This is a genomic window from Ruegeria sp. CDSA241 (assembly GCF_059611265.1).
In genome coordinates this window covers 41,829-58,005 of record NZ_JBXWPF010000026.1, presented here as the reverse complement: position 1 = coordinate 58,005, position 16,177 = coordinate 41,829, and the positions used below count along the sequence as shown (strand labels likewise).

The 16,177-nt window shown below is 55.8% G+C and carries 15 protein-coding genes and 1 pseudogene; 11 read left to right on the top strand and 5 right to left on the bottom strand.

Going from position 1 to position 16,177, the window contains the following annotated elements; all coding sequences use genetic code 11:
• Positions 1–590 precede the first annotated feature (590 nt).
• Positions 591–848: a type II toxin-antitoxin system ParD family antitoxin gene (locus tag AC2FJV_RS19030; protein ID WP_170740594.1), complete on the top strand. Its 258-nt coding sequence runs from the start codon at positions 591–593 to the stop codon at positions 846–848.
• The gene (locus AC2FJV_RS19025; protein ID WP_496714369.1) at positions 838–1,182 is read left to right on the top strand and encodes a type II toxin-antitoxin system RelE/ParE family toxin; all 345 of its coding nucleotides are present in this window, start codon (positions 838–840) and stop codon (positions 1,180–1,182) included. Before AC2FJV_RS19030 ends, AC2FJV_RS19025 begins: the two co-directional genes overlap by 11 nt.
• 97 nt (positions 1,183–1,279) lie before the next feature.
• On the opposite strand, the gene AC2FJV_RS19020 is transcribed toward AC2FJV_RS19025, so the two are convergent.
• Positions 1,280–1,939 carry a GntR family transcriptional regulator gene (locus tag AC2FJV_RS19020; protein ID WP_496714368.1) on the bottom strand — a complete coding sequence of 220 codons (660 nt, stop codon included), beginning with the start codon at positions 1,937–1,939 and terminating at the stop codon, positions 1,280–1,282.
• A gap of 134 nt (positions 1,940–2,073) precedes the next feature.
• Here AC2FJV_RS19020 and dctP point away from each other — a divergent pair, with 134 nt between their 5' ends.
• The 9 genes and pseudogenes from dctP (at position 2,074) to AC2FJV_RS18975 (ending at position 9,356) form a co-directional block, all read left to right on the top strand.
• Entirely contained in the window at positions 2,074–3,060 is a 987-nt protein-coding gene (gene dctP / locus AC2FJV_RS19015; RefSeq protein WP_496714367.1) for a TRAP transporter substrate-binding protein DctP, read from the top strand.
• Between the two features lie 93 nt (positions 3,061–3,153).
• A complete protein-coding gene (locus AC2FJV_RS19010; protein WP_496714365.1) occupies positions 3,154–3,696 on the top strand; it encodes a TRAP transporter small permease in 543 nt (180 codons plus the stop codon).
• 5 nt (positions 3,697–3,701) lie between these two features.
• A complete protein-coding gene (locus AC2FJV_RS19005) occupies positions 3,702–5,018 on the top strand; it encodes a TRAP transporter large permease (protein ID WP_496714364.1) in 1,317 nt (438 codons plus the stop codon).
• Positions 5,015–6,271: a malonyl-CoA decarboxylase gene (locus AC2FJV_RS19000; protein WP_496714362.1), complete on the top strand. Its 1,257-nt coding sequence runs from the start codon at positions 5,015–5,017 to the stop codon at positions 6,269–6,271. The genes AC2FJV_RS19005 and AC2FJV_RS19000 overlap by 4 nt, the downstream gene beginning before the upstream one ends.
• A gap of 5 nt (positions 6,272–6,276) precedes the next feature.
• Positions 6,277–7,791, top strand: coding sequence for a malonate--CoA ligase (locus AC2FJV_RS18995; protein WP_496714360.1), 1,515 nt, complete (start codon positions 6,277–6,279; stop codon positions 7,789–7,791).
• A gap of 165 nt (positions 7,792–7,956) precedes the next feature.
• Positions 7,957–8,052 (top strand): annotated as a pseudogene (locus AC2FJV_RS18990) (hypothetical protein); the annotation flags it as partial.
• A 79-nt stretch (positions 8,053–8,131) separates the two neighbouring features.
• A complete protein-coding gene (locus AC2FJV_RS18985; protein WP_496714371.1) occupies positions 8,132–8,674 on the top strand; it encodes a response regulator in 543 nt (180 codons plus the stop codon).
• Positions 8,675–8,701: 27 nt separating this feature from the next.
• Positions 8,702–9,196, top strand: a complete 495-nt coding sequence (locus AC2FJV_RS18980; RefSeq protein ID WP_496714358.1) for a response regulator transcription factor — start codon at positions 8,702–8,704, stop codon at positions 9,194–9,196.
• Position 9,197: 1 nt separating this feature from the next.
• Positions 9,198–9,356, top strand: coding sequence for a winged helix-turn-helix domain-containing protein (locus tag AC2FJV_RS18975; protein WP_496714357.1), 159 nt, complete (start codon positions 9,198–9,200; stop codon positions 9,354–9,356).
• Positions 9,357–10,313: 957 nt separating this feature from the next.
• Here the strand turns inward: AC2FJV_RS18975 and AC2FJV_RS18970 are convergent.
• The 4 genes from AC2FJV_RS18970 to AC2FJV_RS18955 all read right to left on the bottom strand — a co-directional run bounded on the left by AC2FJV_RS18970 (position 10,314) and on the right by AC2FJV_RS18955 (position 16,018).
• Positions 10,314–11,417: a glycine cleavage T C-terminal barrel domain-containing protein gene (locus AC2FJV_RS18970; protein WP_496714355.1), complete on the bottom strand. Its 1,104-nt coding sequence runs from the start codon at positions 11,415–11,417 to the stop codon at positions 10,314–10,316.
• A 103-nt stretch (positions 11,418–11,520) separates the two neighbouring features.
• A complete protein-coding gene (locus AC2FJV_RS18965; protein ID WP_170418346.1) occupies positions 11,521–13,098 on the bottom strand; it encodes an ABC transporter substrate-binding protein in 1,578 nt (525 codons plus the stop codon).
• Positions 13,099–13,218: 120 nt separating this feature from the next.
• Positions 13,219–14,403, bottom strand: a complete 1,185-nt coding sequence (locus tag AC2FJV_RS18960) for an acetyl-CoA C-acyltransferase (RefSeq protein WP_170418343.1) — start codon at positions 14,401–14,403, stop codon at positions 13,219–13,221.
• Positions 14,404–14,419: 16 nt separating this feature from the next.
• Complete coding sequence (locus AC2FJV_RS18955; RefSeq protein ID WP_245223335.1) at positions 14,420–16,018, bottom strand: fatty acid--CoA ligase; 1,599 nt, start codon at positions 16,016–16,018, stop codon at positions 14,420–14,422.
• Positions 16,019–16,177 lie beyond the last annotated feature (159 nt).

Below are 16,177 nucleotides of genomic sequence, written 5' to 3'. Positions count from 1 at the left end.
AAGCAATCTGATGGAAATCCAGAACCGGCTGACGTAAAAGAACAAATCAGAAATTGCGCTTCAGCATGAGTTCACAAACATGCGCTTGGCCTTACCAGATGATACGTACCGGCAGTATCCCCAGACCATCGAGGCCTCTTTGTTTATTTAATTGTGAAGCCGGTGTGCGATCATCGAAGGGTAAGAAAAGCTGTTACCCTTGCGCAGGAAGACGACTTCGTTGTCAAGACGCGGCTCGACTTCTACGGTCAGGACAATCGTTTGTTGTTCACCTTCAACGGAATATCTTTCAAACGGCTCTAGCGGGGTGCCCGCACCCAAAACGTAAGCGAGACTGGGTCAGATAGCATTGCCCCGATAGGGTGCTGGACAAAAGCTCATCCTCGAACCGAAGAACTTGGGCTCAACCGATATCAATGCGCGGGGATCAGATTCCTTTGAACGGCGTTGGCGTGCCAATACGATATAGAGGGATATGCAGGGAAGTTTGTTTCTGGATAGTAATGGCAATAAAACACGTTCGTTCGCGCCCAATATTGACTGTTGTTTGCAGCAGCTTATACTACTCAGTAGTATACATGAGGCATGATATGAGCGTTAAAGCATCAATATCCCTGACTGAGTCACAAGACGCCTACGCGCGGAATCTTGTCGCCCAGGGTCATTACGCTAGCCTGTCTGCCGTGCTTCAGCATGGGCTTGAACTGATGCGTGAGCAATCGCAAAACACTGATGCACTGCGAGAACTGCTGGATCAGCGTCGAAACGGAACCTTCATTACTCTCGAAGAAGGCAAAGAGCGCACCGAAGACATGATCGCACGCAAGCGGGCTGCGCGTGGTCTATAAAGTCGTTCGCGCCGAAGAAGTCACCTCAGATCTCGATCTCATATTTGACTATCTTGTTGAAACCGCTGAGCACTTTGGTGAAGATCTGGAAACCGCTTTTCTGCGCGCTGAGAAGCGCGTCATAGAGATTCAGGAGAGCCTCGAAAGCCTGGCGAACGTTCCACATCAAGGCACCCTTAGACCACATCTCGGCAATAGCATTCGGAACGTAACCAAGAACAAAACGATCATCTATTTCGAAGTCGACGATGACGAACTGATCGTACGCGTACTCGCCATCTTCTATAGTGGTCAAAACCACGATGCGCATATTCTGCTGCGCCTATTGTCCTGAACCCAACGCGTCCATTGGACGTACGATCGGCCGGCAGTTCTCATAAGTCAGCTACCTTTTTTTGATAGTCGAACAGTACTGAATCTCAAATGTTTCTTTACCGATCCGTTGTGTTTTTGAGCGATGCCATCAGGTTGTGGAACTTCTCGCCTTGCACGGCGACGTGGGAACGAAGGGCGTTGGCAGTATCGTCCGCCAAGCCTTCCTCAAGAGCATGAACGATGTCCTGATGTTCGGACATAGACTGCGCCATACGGCCACGAAATCGAAGCTGTTGCCGTCGGAAAGGTTTGAGGCGCCGATGCAGCTTGGAGGCCTCTTGTTCCAGAAACGAATTCCCGGATTGCTTATAGATAATTCGATGAAACCGTTCATTTTCGAGGTAGTACGTATCTGGATCACCGTCATCGACGGCCTGCTGACATCTCGCATTGGCGTCCGTCAGATCTTTCAAGGCCTCTTCGGAAATGCGCATAGCGGCAAGTCGGCCGCATACAGCTTCGAGTTCGGCCATGACCTCGAACATCTCCATCAGTTCTACCGGACCCGGCTGTCGCACAAAAGCACCACGGCGCGGGATAAGGTCGACTAGGCCTGACAGCGCAAGTCGTTGAAATGCTTCCCTAAGCGGCGTTCTTGAGACTCCAAACTGTTCGGCCAGTTTGACCTCATCCAGACGGTCGCCGTTAGAGAATGTACCGTCAAAGATCAACTCTTCCAGTTCCTGGGCGATATTATCGGCAAGTCGTAAGTCCATAGGATTATGTATAGGACTCAATTTGAAAAAAATTCAAGAGCATTGGTCTTGTATACAAAAAAGTTGACTAAAAAACAGAACCGGCTTAAGCATACCCTGACCCCGGTGCGCCGGGTCGAACCAGGGAGGAAATAATGAAAACCATTTTTAAGACAGCCGTTGCTGTCGCAGCGCTTGTATCTGCTGGCACACTTGTATCCGCAAAAGAGCTGCGCCTGTCGCACCAGTGGTCCAACAAGGACATCCGTCACCAGGTCGCCCAGATCGTGGCCGATGAGGTTGCCGCCGCCGATGTTGATCTTGAGATTAAGATTTTCGGCTCAAAATCGCTATTCAAACCGCGCGAGCAATACAAGCCGCTCAGCCGAGGTCAGCTGGACATGACCGTTCTGCCGCTCAGTTATGCCGGTGGTCAGCAGCCCGCCTATAACCTGACTTTGATGCCCGGTCTGGTGAAAAACCACGATCACGCAGCGCGTCTCTCCGAGTCTCCCTTTATGGAGGCGCTGGAAGAGAAGATGGCCGAGGATGATGTGATGGTTTTGGTCCATGGCTATCTGGCCGGCGGTTTTGCCGGAAAGGACAAGTGCATCACCAAGCCCGAAGATATCGCAGGCTTGCAGACCCGCGCAGCAGGTAAATCCTTTGAGCAGATGCTGGCCGGGGCCGATGCCTCGATCGCCTCGATGGCGTCATCGGAGATCTACAACGCAATGCAGACTGGTGTATTGCAGGCCGCCAACACTTCGTCATCGTCGTTCGTCAGCTATCGCATCTACGAACAGGTCAGCTGCTACACGCCAGCGGGCGACGTTGCGTTGTGGTTCATGTACCAGCCACTGCTGATGAACAAATCCACCTTTGAAGGGCTGAATGAAGATCAGCAGGCCGCATTGCTGGCCGCGTCTGAAAAGGCACAGACCTACTATCTTGAAGAAGCCAAGAAACAGGACGCAAACTCAGCCAAAGTCTTCGCCGAAGCGGGCGTCGAGATCGCTGAAATGACCGCGGAAGACTTCGAAGCATGGCGCGCTCTGGCACAGGAAACATCCTATAAGGCGTTCGTAGAAGAAGTGCCGGACGGGCAGGAGTTGCTGGACAAGGCTCTGGCGGTCGACTGACCCTTTCTCGCCCGGGCGGCCCCGCTGCCGCCCGGCACTGATCTCAGTTCTGATTTTCAGACTTAATTGCATCTCAATCATCAGGAGACGCAAATGGCTGGCCATAGCTCTGCCGTTGCTTCCCATACCGGGAACAATCCCTTCCTTCGCCTTGTCGCTGCACTTTCAACTCTGGCCGGATGGTGTTCCGCAGCTATGATCGTTGCCGCCGTCGCCATCACCTGCCAAATGATCGTCGTGCGCTTTGTCCTGAATGGCTCGACCATCTGGCAAACCGAAGCGGTCATCTATCTTGTCATCGCTGCGACACTGGTCGGTCTGCCTTATGTGCAGCGCCTGCGTGGGCATGTGAACGTCGACCTGATCCCGATTTCGCTGGCCCCGCGCCCCCGCTTTTTGATGGCGATCCTCACGTCGGTTCTGTCCATCGCCATCGTCTCGGTCATGCTGTTCTACGGCTACGAGTATTGGCACTTTGCATGGGAGCGTGGCTGGAAATCCGACACCGTATGGGGTGTACGACTTTGGATCCCCTACCTGTCTATCCCGGTCGGCTTTGGACTGCTGCTACTGCAGCTAATCGCCGACCTCGTCGCCGTCCTGCTTGGCATCGATAAACCCTTTGGTCTGGAGTAAAGCCGATGGATCCCCTCCTACTCGGCGCCGTTGTCGCCATTGCCACTATCCTTGTTCTGTTTTCGGGCGTGTCGGTCGCCATCGGTCTGCTGATTGTTTCAGCCGGTTTTCTGATTGTCTTCGACGGCCCGCGTTCGCTGGAACTGATGCCTGAGATTCTGTTTGGAAAGCTGGATAACTTTGCCCTTCTGTCGATCCCGATGTTCATCATCATGGGGGCCTCGATTGCCTCGACCAGGGCAGGGGCCGACCTTTATGAGGCGCTAGAGCGCTGGCTGACCCGTGTTCCGGGCGGTCTGGTTGTCTCGAATCTTGGTGCCTGCGCTTTGTTCGCAGCCATGTCCGGTTCGTCGCCCGCCACCTGTGCCGCCATCGGCAAGATGGGCATCCCCGAGATGCGTAAGCGCGGTTATCCTGATGGCGTTGCTGCTGGTTCGATCGCCGCAGGCGGTACGCTGGGCATCCTGATCCCGCCGTCGGTCACCATGATCGTCTACGGTATCGCCACCGAGACCTCGATTGGCCGTCTGTTCCTGGCCGGTGTGATTCCGGGCCTGATGCTGGTTGGTTTGTTCATGGCCTGGTCGCTCTATTCAACTTGGAAATCCGGCGACGCTACCCTTCTGGGGTCTGGCAGCTACACCTGGCGTGAACGTTTCGAGATTCTGCCGCGCGTGCTGCCCTTCCTCGGCATCATTCTGGGTGTGCTTTACGCTATGTATGGCGGTATTGCCACACCATCGGAAACCGCTGCCGTTGGTGCCCTGCTCTGCCTACTGATCGCAATGATCATTTACAAACTGTGGAACCCCAAGGACATCTGGATCGTTCTGCGCGACAGCACCAAGGAAAGCGTGATGATCCTGTTCATCATCGCTGCTGCCGGTGTGTTCTCGTACATGCTCAGCTCTCTGTTCATCACACAGGCGATTGCCGAATGGATCGGTACGCTGGATGTGAACCGCTGGGTGCTGATGGGTGCGGTCAACGTGTTCTTGCTGATCGCCGGGTTCTTCCTGCCGCCCGTGGCAGTGATCCTGATGGCGGCACCGATCCTGCTGCCGATCATCACTACCGCTGGCTTCGATCCGATCTGGTTTGCGGTTGTACTCACCATCAATATGGAGATTGGCCTGATCTCACCACCTGTCGGTTTGAACCTCTATGTGATCAACGGCATCGCGCCCGACATCTCGCTGAAAACCATCCTGACAGGCTCTCTCCCCTTCGTGGCCTGCATGGTGATTGCGATTGTCCTGCTGTGTCTGTTCCCCGGTCTGGCCACATGGCTGCCTGACTTGGTGATGGGAGCAGCGGTATGACCCTGCTGGCGGATCTTCTGTCCACCGTGTTTGAGCGACGCTATCACCGCTCGGGCGCGGCGGCCCTCGATGGCCGCCCGCTGACCGAACTGGCCGATGCGCTTGTTGGATCAGCGGGCGAGACCTCGGGGTTGGCGCTGGCCGAGGAAATCTTGACCCGGTTCGACGCTTTGGGTGACGAGGAAAAACTGGAGTTCTTCCGCTATATCGCCTCGGCCATGAATATCGACCCCGAGGCGGTGCGGTCGTCGCTGGATGAATACGAACGCGACCCCTCGAAAGCGTCCTATCGCAGCTTTGCGGTTGCGGTGGAACCTGCCCGGCAGGAAATGATCCGCCGGTTGAACCGGGTGCCCGGAGCCACCGGCGCACTGGTACAGATGCGCGCCGATTTGCTGCGACTGGGTGGCAAGGAGCCAGAACTGCAGGCGCTGGATCTGGATTTCCGCCACCTGTTTGCCAGTTGGTTCAACCGCGGCTTTCTGGTCCTGCGCCCGATCAACTGGGAAAGCCCTGCGCATATTCTGGAAAAGATCATCGCTTATGAGGCAGTCCACGCCATCGACAGCTGGGATGACCTGCGCCGCAGGCTGGAGCCCGCCGACCGGCGCTGTTTCGCCTTCTTCCACCCCGCAATGCCCGATGAGCCATTGATCTTTGTCGAAGTGGCGCTGAACCAGGGCATCCCGGGCTCGGTTCAGGCGCTGCTCGCCGAAGACCGCGATCCGCTGCCGCAAGATCAGGCGGATACGGCTGTGTTTTACTCGATCTCGAATTGTCAGGCCGGGTTGGCCAGCATCTCGTTCGGCAACTCGCTGATCAAGCAGGTGGCCTCGGATCTGGCGGTGGAATTGTCGGGGCTGAAGACCTTTGTCACCCTGTCTCCCGTTCCTGGCCTGAGCCAGTGGCTGACGCAGGAAAAAATCGAATGGGACATCGAAAAGCCCGATCAGATGAAGGCACTGGCGGCGCATTACCTGCTAAACGCCAAGGGCCGGGGCAACATGCCGTTCGATCCGGTGGCGCGGTTCCATCTTGGCAACGGTGCGCTGGTTCATGCGGTTCATGCCGATGCAGACACCTCAGACAAGGGTCGGGCACAGTCCGGGGGCACCATGGTCAACTATCTCTATGACCTCAGCCGCGTGGCGCAGAACCACGAACAATTTGCCAATACCCGCGAGGTGATCGCCTCGACCGAGGTCAAATCGCTTGCCGCGTCCGCCTCTCTCACATCGACACAGGAAAGGTAATCCCTATGGCCAATCCTCTCTATGACGGTTTGTTCGGCGCTCATGCCGATAAAGACACGCCTTTTTTACATCTGCTCGACGGTTCGGTGATCACGCATAGGGACTTTTTAAGCACCGCGGCGCAGATTGCGCATCTGACAACGCAACTGGGCTTGAAACCCGGCGACCGGGTTGCGGCGCAGATCGAAAAATCACCCGAAGCGCTGGCCCTCTATGCCGCCTGCGCGCAGGCCGGCCTTGTGTTTCTACCCTTGAACACCGCCTATACCGTCGATGAGTTGACCTACTTTATTGAAAACAGCGGTGCCTCGCTGATTGTCTGTGACGCCAAAAGTGAAGAGAACCTTGTACCCATTGGCGCGCAATTGAGCGCGCGCATAGAGACCCTGAACGCGGATGGCAGCGGCAGCCTGATGGGAAAGGCATCGGGAATGCCTGTCGGTTTCGGCACTGTCGATCGGGACGGTGAAGATTTGGCGGCGTTCCTCTACACATCGGGCACCACGGGTCGGTCCAAAGGCGCGATGCTGACCCAGAACAACCTGTTGTCGAATGCCGAAACGCTCGTCGATGAATGGCGTTTCACATCCGACGATGTGCTGCTGCACGCGCTGCCGATCTTTCACACTCACGGACTGTTTGTGGCAACCAATGTGTCACTGGCTGCGGGCAGCAGCATCATTTTCATGCCCAAGTTTGATCTGGACGAGATTATCCGTCGGATGCCTCAGGCCACGACGATGATGGGCGTGCCCACTTTCTACACACGCCTGTTGGATGACCATCGGTTCACAAAGGAACTGACCGAACACATGCGCCTGTTTGTTTCCGGTTCCGCGCCTTTGCTGGCGGAAACGCATGTGCAGTTTGAACACAGAACTGGTCATCGCATACTCGAACGCTACGGAATGACTGAAACTAACATGAATACGTCAAACCCCTATGAAGGTGAGCGCCGCGCAGGCACCGTTGGCGTCCCACTGCCCGGAGTTGAGCTGAAAATCTGCGACTCTGATGGTAATGCCCTGCCCCATGGCGAGATCGGAGAGATTGAGGTTCGCGGACCAAACGTATTCAAGGGCTATTGGCAAATGCCAGAAAAAACCGCGGCGGAATTGCGCGAGAACGGCTTTTTCATCACCGGCGATCTGGGCCGGATCGATGAAGAGGGCTATGTCCAGATCGTAGGCCGAAACAAGGACCTGATCATCTCAGGCGGCTACAATATCTACCCCAAGGAGATTGAACTGGTGCTGGATGACCAACCCGGCGTGCTTGAAAGCGCCGTCATCGGCGTACCCCACCCAGACTTCGGAGAAACGGTTCTTGGTGTGATTGTCGCGGCACCGGGCGAGACCCCCAACCTTGAACAGGTGCAGGCCGCGGTGTGCAACAGCCTCGCGCGGTTCAAACACCCTCGGAAGTTGATCCTGATGGATGAGCTTCCCCGCAACACCATGGGCAAGGTTCAAAAGAACATCCTGCGCGACCAGTACAAAGATATGTTCGTGGCGGCATGAGATGAAACTCTCCGATCGGGTAGCCGTCTTTTTTGGAGTTTCCTGCAGATTTGAATTGCAAGGTGCTGGCGTCAGACAGGTTGAACCTGCCGCAGGACTACATGGTCAGCTCGGAGTGGTGCTTGCCGCCGCAATTCGAAAACGTTCTCGTGCCAGAGGACCTGCATTGAAATTGGAGATGACGCGCAAGCACTGCGGTTCGAAGTTCGTGATCACGGTGTGGGAATGCCGGAATCTGCAGCGGCAGTGCTAGTGCAACCGTATCAGAAAGCGGTAGCTCGGGACACCGACGGCGGCGGCTCGGGGCTCGGGGCTCGGGTTGGCCATATCGCACTATCTGGTGGAAGCAATGGGCGGCCGCATCGGATACGAAAACCGGCCGCGTGGCACGTCGGTCTGGTTCGAAATTCCACTGGAGCCAGTCGCTGCCGAATCCCAGATTGCCGTGCTAGACGCAAACGATCCAACGCCGCGAGGAGGGCTAGCGCGCCTTTGCCTTCTTGTCGATGACGACCCGGTCGGATCAATCGTAACCACACACCAGCTTGAACACCTTGGCCTCGTTGTCACTCGGGCTGCATCGGTAGAAGAGGCTGTTGCCTTCGCTGCGGCGGCCAAATTCGATGTCTTTGTCGTGGACTACCTGCTGCCGGATGGGGAGGGTCCCTGCCTTGTGAGAGCGCTGAAGCCCGATCAACCGGCGTTGGCAAAGTTCCCGGCGTTGACCGCGAATGTCGAAGCGCTGGCGGATGGGGCGAAGGACTTTGATCAGGTGCTTGCCAAGCCCGCAGGTCAGGTCGGACTGGCGTCGGCGATTTTTGGTTCGGCTAACCCGCTTCAGCCAAAGACCGATAAAACGTGCGCTCATTTCGAAGGGCTATAAGGACTGGCGCCAGAAACTGTCTTGGCGATGATCGCGACATTCGAATCCGCCTGGGACACACTTCGGACCGAATTTCACGATCTACGTGCTGCACCGAAAGAGGCAGAACTGGCCGTAACCGCCCATCGACTTGCGGGCAGTTGCGCTGTTCTGGGGCTGGTCGTATTGGATCGGAGGCTACCTGACAGCGACGGGTTGCTATTGATACAAAGCATCAGAGACAGCAACAACTGCCCCGTAATCATCCTAAGCGCGATGGATGACGTAAGAGACAAGCTATTGGGCATTGGTCTCGGCGCGGCGGAGTATGTGACGAAACCCTTCAATCCACTCGAACTTACCAGCCGGATACGGCAACTGTTACACACCCGCGCAGAGCCCGACGCAGACAACGACGTTTTCGAAATCGCAAACCTTGTTTTTAATCCGCGATCACGACAATTGGACATCGGCGGCCAACCTGCCATTTATTGCACCGGCGGAATCGAGATTGCTTCAGGCCCTCTTGGCAAACGCAGGTGAAGTGCAAACCAGGGACCAACTCTCCCGCGCCGCAAGTGGTCGGGAGTGGACCCCGGGCGACCGCACCGTCGACGTTCTGATAAACCGCTTGCGGCGCCACCTAAGGAAATCACATGTCAAGATCAAGACGGTTCACAGGACCGGATACATGATTTGCTGAAGCGAAGAACGCCGCCCGAACGATAGCCGACAAGTAAAAACAAGCCGCAGACATTGGGGGCCAGTTCGATTCCTCAATCCATGCGCCCCAAAAAAACTGAATCAAGATTAGTGCACGAAGCCGACTATGAACGAAAGATCTGCGTTCATTTATCTTCTCCTGTTGCCACCGAGCCCCTAATTTCCGGTCGCAGATACATTCTGGTGCGTTTACCCTGATCACGTACTCCTAATTCTCGGAAACTCACAGGCCAGCGGCGGCTTTTCTCGAGGGTGCGATCAGCACATCGGAGCAACTCCGCACGGCCCGCTCTTACACCGAGTTGTTAGATTGTTCTTTTCGCCAACGTCAGAAAATCGGGTTGCATTGTGTTGTCAGGTTTTCGCGCCAGAAACCGGGCCTTCTGAGCTTTGCTATCATTTGTTTCGCAGATCGACGAACCGCCTGAAAGGTGAAAGAGCTGATCCAATAAAATTGCGTTACCAAGATATGCCCCGCGTCGTCTATCGCCTGTGGTAGGATCACGACGCATCGCAATAGATACAGCCACTTACGGTAGCGTCATCAATAAATGAACAACAGCGAGTTTAGCATACCGGTCATGGTGAGATTTGGGGCAGTGCCCTCCGTGAGTTTCCGATTCTGCCAAACAGTTGCCTGGCAAGCACTTGTCAAGATGTCCGTTAGGGCCGCAATCGGTATTTGGTACCGACTCGGGCAGAAGGGTTTGTGATACGATCCCGCACCGAACCGGAATCCACACCTGTATCTTCGGTGGACCGTTGCAGCAGTAATTTATTGATGTTCCCACCAAATCACCCAATTCTGATTACAAGGCAGACCTCCGCGGCCAGTGCAGCCGCAAGCCCATCCGGCCCGGACCTCACAAAAAGTACATCGGTGCGTTGAATAATCGGAATTTGCCGTTCCGATTTAGTGACCAGGTCCGTCGTGCTCTCAGAGAAAAGGCAACTCGCAAAGCGTTCCGCCAACCGGTCCAGCGACACGTTTTACCATGACCCTGTCGCCGGGTTCGGCATCGACCGAGACCAGAGCAAAGCCGATATTCTTTTTCATCCGGAAAGACCAGGCGCACGTCGTCAAATCACCAATTTTTACCCCCCCTTTCTCTATGTCGTTCCAAGTGAATTCTGGATTTGCAGGACTGCCAGCGTCCAGCACAACCCCCAACTGATGCCGTTTCGGCCCCTCATCCGCAATACGGCGCAGCGCATCGATCCCAATCGTGTCGTCAGGCACATGCAAGTCCACATATTTGCCCATGCGGACTTCGTAGGGATTGGTCTGTCCATCGGTGTCGCCTCCATAGGAAACGAGACCGCTCTCGACTCGCTCACTCCAGTTGGGGTTCCCTGGACCAATACCGTGTGGCTGGCCGGCCTCTTTGACGATGTTCCAGAGTGCAGTGCCTTTGGCACTATCCATCAGGTAAATCTCGAACCCACCTTGTTTGGACCAGCCCGACCGGGCGACGGCGACCGGAATACCGTCAATTTCGGTTTCCCGGAACCAGAAGTATTTCAGGTCTCGCACCCAATCACCAAAGATCGAGGCAACCACAGTTTCCGCCTTGGGACCCTGCACGGCCAGAGGTGAGACATCAGGCTCACTGACTTCCACATCCAATCCGCGCTCTCGTGCGACGGCTTCGGCCCAGAACCAGATATTGCTGTCCGCGATAGACAGCCAGTAGCGGTCTTGGTCCAGCTTCAGTAGGATTGGATCGTTGATAAGCACGCCATGGTGGTTGCAAAGTGGAACATACTTGCCTTGGCCCATCTTGCATTTTGACAGGTCTCGCGGCGCAAGGATTTGCGCCAGACGCCCGGCATCTGGGCCCTTTAGCTGCACTTGCCGCTCTACCGCAACATCCCACATCGAGACATCGTTGATGATGCGCCAGTACTCCTCCTCTGGGCTGCCATAGGAGGTCGGCATCAACATGTGATTGTAAGTTGTCATGGCACACACACCATCGGCCAAGGTGGCCTCATAGAAGGGTGATGTGCGCAGACGCGTGGACGGAGAAATAGAGAACATGGCTTGATCGCGATTTAAGGGAGACAAGAGAAGGCCGCCGGTCCGGGTGGAACCGGCGACCCAAGGTCAGTTGACTGGTGCCACTGACGGGGAGAAAGCAGCCTTAGGTAAGCCAGATATTACGTAGAGTCTGACCAAACCCACCAAGAGTTCCAACCGGATGGGGTGTGTACCCCATGACGTTTTGTGCTGTTGCCTCAAGTTGGTTCTGGAACACGGCGTTCACAAAGCCGCCATCGTCGTTCATCATATGCAACATGTCGCAATACATCTGCGCGCGTTTTGCCTCATCCAATTCGGCGCGGGCCGCCAGGATCATGGAATCGAATTCGTCAGATCCCCACATGGTCTCGTTCCAACTGCCACCCTTCATGTGAGCGATGGTCAGGAAGGCATCGACAGTAGGTCGAGCGTTCCAGCCCGACATGGTCATTGGTTTCTGCATCCAGGTGTGGGTCCAGTACCCGTCCGATGGGGTTTTTATCACATTTACATCTACCGCTCCCTTTGCAGATTGCTGGAAAGTCAAGGCAATGTCGTTTGCCGAATTCCCAGCAGTCTCGGACGTATGGAGGTCGAAGCCCGAAACCCCTGCCTTGTCGAAGTAGAACTTTGCCTTGTCGGGATCGTATTCGGCAGGCTTTACGTCCGGGCACCAGTACTTGTAGGTCGGGCCAATCGGTGTGTCTGCTGAAATAGTACCTATTCCCTTGAACACCTGGTTCAAAACAAGTTCACGGTCCAACGCGTGTTTGACACCTTTTCGGAAATTCGCGTCATTTGTCGGAGCGCGGTCCACCATCATCACCATGTTGGTAAACGAACCAGTCGGTGTATTGTGAAGCGTCACAGCGTCGTTGGAGTTGAGCTGATCAACAGCGAAGGCCGGAACGTCGTATACGGAGTCTACATCCCCCGCTAACAACGCGCTCAACATTGCGTTTGCGTCCGGAACAGGGATGAAATCCAAGCCATCTAGGTAAGGCTTACCGTCCTCATAGTAGTTTTCGAAACGTTCGAAAACCACTCGCTCGCCGGGAATGAATTCCATCACCTTGAACGGGCCGGAGCCAATTGCATTCGTGAAATCGCTGTGCCCGGCTGGATGGATGGACAGATGGTAGTCTGACATGATCACCGGCAGGTCTGCATTGCCCGAGGACAAGGTGATCTTTACGGTCATAGCATCGGGTGCATCGATTGCAGTGACTGTCGAAAGCAGAGCCTTGGCAGGCGATTCCGAACCCTCGGCAATGTGGCGCGACAGGCTTTCGACTACATCGGCTGAGGTGACGTTCTGACCGTTGTGGAAAACTAGGCCATCGCGCAACTTGAATGTCCATTCGGTAGCTGCATCGTTGACACTCCATTCCTCTGCAGCGTCGCCTTCGACCTCAAGCGAGGGTAGCAAACGAGTCAATCGCTGGTAGACGCAATTGCCGTAGACTGCATCCGAAGTATCCGTCATCCTGACGGGCTCTAGGGTATCATCGGTGTTGCCCTGCGCGATCCGCAGCCAACCACCGCGTGTTGGCGACTGAGCGTATGCGGGACCTGCCTGGGCAAGAATGCCGCTGGCTGTGGGCACCAATAAACCAAAAGCGCCTGCGCGTTTGAAAAAACCGCGACGACTGAGCGATCCCGCCTTATATTGGCGTACCAAGCTATCGATGTCGGACATTTTTTCCTCCCAGATGACCGATGCGGGTTGCACCCGCTGTTCATCGAAGTTTGAGCGGACGGCACCCGGTACACAAACAACCGATTCCATGACATTGCCATAACTGAGGTTATGGAAATGTCAGCAGACTTCGAAAAGCCCGGCTGCACCCATACCACCGCCGACGCACATGGTGACGACAACATACCGAACCCCGCGCCGCTTCGCCTCAATCAACGCGTGGCCAACCAACCGGGAGCCAGTCATTCCATAGGGGTGACCGACGGAAATCGCGCCGCCATTCACGTTTAGCCTTTCGGGGTCAATACCCAGCTGATCCCGGCAGGGAATGGCCTGGGCTGCGAATGCCTCGTTCAATTCCCAAAGACCAACGTCATCCACTTTCAATCCGGCACGCTCCAGTAGCTTCGGAACAGCATAAACTGGTCCCATGCCCATCTCCTCCGGAGCGCAACCTGCCACAGCAAGGCCCCGGTATACGCCTAGTGGAGCGAAGCCGCGCCGTTCGGCCATACGGGCCGACATCAGCACACAGGCCGATGCCCCGTCGGACAATTGGCTCGCGTTTCCTGCGGTCACGACACCGGCTTCAACAACCGGCTTCAGCCCCGCAAGCGTTTCGATTGTCGTTCCCGGCCGGTTGCCTTCGTCTTGCCTAATCGTAACGGTTTCTTCGGTAATTTCGCCAGATTCGCGGTTTTTGACCAGCTTGGTCGCTGTTACAGGTACGATTTCATCGTCGAATGCCCCTGCAGCCTGGGCGGCGACAGTGCGCGTTTGCGACAGTGCCGCGAATTCATCCTGTGCCTCACGAGTTACCCCGTGCAGTCGCGCTACATTTTCGGCGGTTACAAGCATCGGCATATACGCGTGCTCTGAGGCTTGGACTACGGCTGGGTCTTTTTCGTCCATGACCCAGTCGAAATACCTGGCCTGCACCGCGGAAATATTCTCTTGTCCTCCCGCCACGACAATGCCCATTCCGTCGACCGAAATCTGTTTTGCCGCTGTGGCAATGGCCATCAGGCCCGAGGCACATTGACGATCGAGAGTCTGGGCTGCCGCCGTTGCCGGGAGACCACCTGCAAGCGCTGCCAGGCGGGCGATGTTCAGGCCGGCAGTCCCAGCGGTCAGGACCGATCCCAGCACCACATCTTCTACCTCTGCTGGATCGATACCGGCCCGACTGACGGCGGCTCGTATGGCGTATCCAGCGAGTGTCGGCGACTTCGAGTTATTGAAGGCACCCTTGAATGCCGACCCTATGGGTGTTCGAGCGGTTGATACGACAACGACATCTTTCATATCACGAACCTTCCTATTAGATGAACCGGGCCCTAAGGGCCTTCTTGTCCAGCTTGCCAACCGACGTTCTTGGCAAGCTGTCGGTAAACTCAATCCGGTCTGGGATCGCCCATTTCGAAATCGCCCCTTGGTCTACCGCCACATCGAACGCCATACGAAGACGGTCGTAGGTTTTTTCGGTTTCATCACAGCAGGTAACAATCAGCATAGGGCGTTCCCCCCATTTCGTGTCTGGAACGCCAATGGCGGCCGCTTCACTCACACCTTCAACGGTGCTCGCGAGGTTTTCCAATTCAAGCGAAGACACCCATTCGCCTCCGGTCTTGATCACATCTTTAACCCGGTCGGTGATCCGCAACGTGCCCGTTTCGTCGATGAACCCGACATCTCCAGTATGCAGCCAGCCGCCTTGCCAAAGTGCCCCCGTCCCGGCCTCGTTTTTCAGATAACCTTGAGTTAGCCAGGGCGCGCGCGCCACAATTTCTCCCGTCGTCCTTCCATCGCGAGGGGCATCGTTCATATCCCCATCAACCACACGGATTTGCACAAATGGCGCGGGTTTTCCTGTTGCAATCCGAGCACTCAGCGGTGTTTGCGGGTCCCGCGTGGCCATCATGTCCGCCACTGTCAGGAACGGACAGGTCTCTGACATGCCATAGGCAGCGTGCACGTCAACTCCGTGCTCTAATGCCTGCCTTGCCAGACCTTCGGACAGAGCAGAACCGCCTATGATGACCTTCCAGTTGCTGAGATCTGTTTGCGCGACTTCAGGTGCATTCAGAAGCATCGCAAGTATCGTCGGTACACAATGCGAGAACGTAACACCGTGCTTTTCGATTAGCCCCAACAGGCGGGCGGGATCGTAACGACCAGGATAGACTTGTTTAAGGCCCATCAATGTGGCGACATAGGGTATGCCCCAACCATGCACATGAAACAGCGGGGTTATCGGCATGTAGACATCGCTTCGGTTCAGCCCGCCGCCTGGTACCGGGCCTAATCCGGCCGCGACCGCCATTGTGTGCAAAACCAGTTGGCGCTGGGAGTAGCTGACCCCCTTGGGATCACCTGTGGTACCGGTCGTGTAGAAAAGCGTCGCTCGGATATTCTCGTCAAAATCCGGGAATTCTTGCTCCGGTTCGCACTGCTGCAGCAGGGCCTCGTACTCGCCTTCCGAGGACTCCACCTCGGGGAACACCCCATCGTCGCTGAGGATTACCAACCGCCAAGGCCGCTCGATCCGCTCAGAGATCTCGAGTAGAAGTGGCAAAAAGTCGACGTGGCACAGGATTACGTCGTCCTCTGCATGGTTGATCGTGTAGAGGATCTGATCCGGCGACAATCGGATGTTCACGGTATGCAGCGTGGCCCCGATCATCGGAATAGCAAAGAAACACTCGAGATACCGATGGCTGTCCCAATCCAGAACGGCCACAACGCTACCCTCACCCACGCCAAGTGAGCGCAACGCCCCTGCAGCCTGGCCGACGCGCCTGGCAAAAGTGCGGTAGTCATACCGCTTCGTATCGGCGTGTACGATCTCCTGATCTGGCGTGTTTGCCAGCGGCGTGGCGAGGATTTGCTTGATCAACAATGGGTAGGAATAGGCAGTCATGGGCATCTCCGATCGCCCCAGTCTTTGCGTTCTCCAGCCCTGCGGAACAAACAACAAAATCTCGGTCTTTGCCCAAACAAAAGAATACACATGCCTTTGCTATAACCAAAACGACCCCAATCTGGTCGCTATGGTTGTTTGTCTCGCTTCAAGCTTGCG

What these genes read in the sequence shown, in the direction of transcription:
- AC2FJV_RS18960 (WP_170418343.1), bottom strand. Translation starts at nt 14,403, where the DNA reads ATGAAAGATGTCGTTGTCGTATCAACCGCTCGAACACCCATAGGGTCG.
- AC2FJV_RS19020 (WP_496714368.1), bottom strand. Translation starts at nt 1,939, where the DNA reads ATGGACTTACGACTTGCCGATAATATCGCCCAGGAACTGGAAGAGTTG.
- AC2FJV_RS19005 (WP_496714364.1), top strand. Translation starts at nt 3,702, where the DNA reads ATGGATCCCCTCCTACTCGGCGCCGTTGTCGCCATTGCCACTATCCTT.
- AC2FJV_RS18995 (WP_496714360.1), top strand. Translation starts at nt 6,277, where the DNA reads ATGGCCAATCCTCTCTATGACGGTTTGTTCGGCGCTCATGCCGATAAA.
- dctP (WP_496714367.1), top strand. Translation starts at nt 2,074, where the DNA reads ATGAAAACCATTTTTAAGACAGCCGTTGCTGTCGCAGCGCTTGTATCT.
- AC2FJV_RS19000 (WP_496714362.1), top strand. Translation starts at nt 5,015, where the DNA reads ATGACCCTGCTGGCGGATCTTCTGTCCACCGTGTTTGAGCGACGCTAT.
- AC2FJV_RS18965 (WP_170418346.1), bottom strand. Translation starts at nt 13,098, where the DNA reads ATGTCCGACATCGATAGCTTGGTACGCCAATATAAGGCGGGATCGCTC.
- AC2FJV_RS18970 (WP_496714355.1), bottom strand. Translation starts at nt 11,417, where the DNA reads ATGTTCTCTATTTCTCCGTCCACGCGTCTGCGCACATCACCCTTCTAT.
- AC2FJV_RS19010 (WP_496714365.1), top strand. Translation starts at nt 3,154, where the DNA reads ATGGCTGGCCATAGCTCTGCCGTTGCTTCCCATACCGGGAACAATCCC.
- AC2FJV_RS18980 (WP_496714358.1), top strand. Translation starts at nt 8,702, where the DNA reads ATGATCGCGACATTCGAATCCGCCTGGGACACACTTCGGACCGAATTT.
- AC2FJV_RS19030 (WP_170740594.1), top strand. Translation starts at nt 591, where the DNA reads ATGAGCGTTAAAGCATCAATATCCCTGACTGAGTCACAAGACGCCTAC.
- AC2FJV_RS18955 (WP_245223335.1), bottom strand. Translation starts at nt 16,018, where the DNA reads ATGACTGCCTATTCCTACCCATTGTTGATCAAGCAAATCCTCGCCACG.